2 protein-coding genes are annotated in these 1,621 nt (G+C 65.5%); one reads left to right on the forward strand and one right to left on the reverse strand.

The window, feature by feature from the left end:
* Positions 1–674 (reverse strand): PspA/IM30 family protein (locus tag WAW17_RS04090; RefSeq protein ID WP_422331733.1); only part of this gene is annotated, 674 nt, incomplete at its 3' end.
* A gap of 287 nt (positions 675–961) precedes the next feature.
* Here WAW17_RS04090 and WAW17_RS04095 point away from each other — a divergent pair.
* Positions 962–1,621: ATP-binding cassette domain-containing protein (locus WAW17_RS04095; RefSeq protein ID WP_422331734.1), on the forward strand; the 660-nt coding region annotated here is incomplete at its 3' end.

Genomic DNA, 1,621 nt, shown 5'->3' on the forward strand with positions numbered 1-1,621 from the left:
GCCAGTTCCTCTTCGACGTCGGACTGGGAGGACATCTTCTCCAGTTCGGCCTGGATGTCGTCCTTGGTCGTGCCGGTGGCGTCTTCGAGTGCCCCGGAGGCGAGGAGTTCGTCGATGGCGCCGGCGCGGGCCTGCAGCTCGGCGGTCTTGTCCTCCGCGCGTTGCATGGCCAGTCCGACGTCGCTCATCTCTTCGCTGATCCCGGAGACCGCTTCACCGATCTTCGTTTCGGCTTCGGCCGCGGTGTAGCTGGCCTTGATCGTCTCTTTGCGGGTGCGGAACGCTTCCACCTTCGCCTGCAGACGCTGTGCGGCCACGGTGAGTTTGTCCTGTTCGGCCTGCAGCGCCGCCTGCTGCGGGGCGAGCTCGGCGAGCTGCTGCTGCGCCGCGGACCGGCGGGTCAGAGCCTCCCGGGCCAGATCGTCGCGGCCGGCAGCGACCGCTGCGCTCGCTTGCTGCTGCAATGTGTCGACCCGGGCCTGCAACTGCTGGGCCTGCAGGTCCAGGCGCTTGCGGCTGGTCGCCACATCCGCCAGCCCACGGCGCACCTGCTGCAGCATCTCGAGCTGCTTCTGATACGAATAATCCAGTGTTTCCCGCGGATCCTCGGCGCGATCGAGGGCCTTGCTGGCCTTGGCCTTGAAGATCAACGCGAGACGTTTCCCGAGGCTCATAGCATTCCTTTTCCGCCCAGCTCCAGATGCCCTGGACCGATGCTTCTCTCCTGATCCATCATCGTCACGATTCGACGTGGAACAGTGCGGTTTCTGTGAAGATTCGCTGAAGAAGACGACCGGTGGAGTGACGGCTCGCACGATGTCGAGTTCACTATCAACCGTATGACCGGCGAATGCGCCGTTTCAGATGGAACTCGCAGAGCCACAGGCAAGTGGTACATCGATCTCGGACATCACGGCACCTTGACCTCACAACGACCATCACGAGTGTTCCGAGGAGCGACATGGACAGTTCGGGGTCCGCGGAGTCGGCGCCGATGAACGCGGTGTTGACCGCTGAGGGAATCGAGAAGAGTTTCCGGCAGGGGTGGTGGCCGGCCCGCCACGATGTCCCCGTGCTCCGGGGTGTGGACCTGGTGCTTCAGCCGGGTGAGGTGGTCGGGCTGACCGGGGAGAACGGGTCGGGGAAGTCGACGTTGATGAAGATCCTCGTCGGCGAGTACCGGCCGGACGCCGGCACGGTGACCCGGTCGGGTCGGCTGGGATACTGTCCGCAGCAGCCGGTGGTCTACGAGCGGCTGACCTGCGACGAACACTTCGAGTTGTTCGGCAGTGCCTACCGGATGCCCCCGGGCCAGGAACGGCGGACACGGCGTGCGCTGTACGGCGCGCTCGGTTTCGAGCGCTACGCGGGCACCCGCGCCGACCGCCTGTCCGGGGGCACCCTCGCGAAACTCAACCTGGGGCTGGCGATGCTGGCCGACCCGGAGGTGCTGCTGCTCGACGAGCCGTATTCCGGATTCGACTGGGACACCTACCTGCGGTTCTGGGACCTGGTGGCGCAGCGCCGCGAAACCGGGCGCTCCGTGCTGATCATCAGCCACTTCGTCACCGACGAGCACCGATTCGACCGCATCGTCGACCTGTGCAACGGAATGGCGGTG

This window comes from Rhodococcus sp. (in: high G+C Gram-positive bacteria) (genome assembly GCF_049286785.1).
Lineage (GTDB): Bacteria > Actinomycetota > Actinomycetes > Mycobacteriales > Mycobacteriaceae > Rhodococcus_F.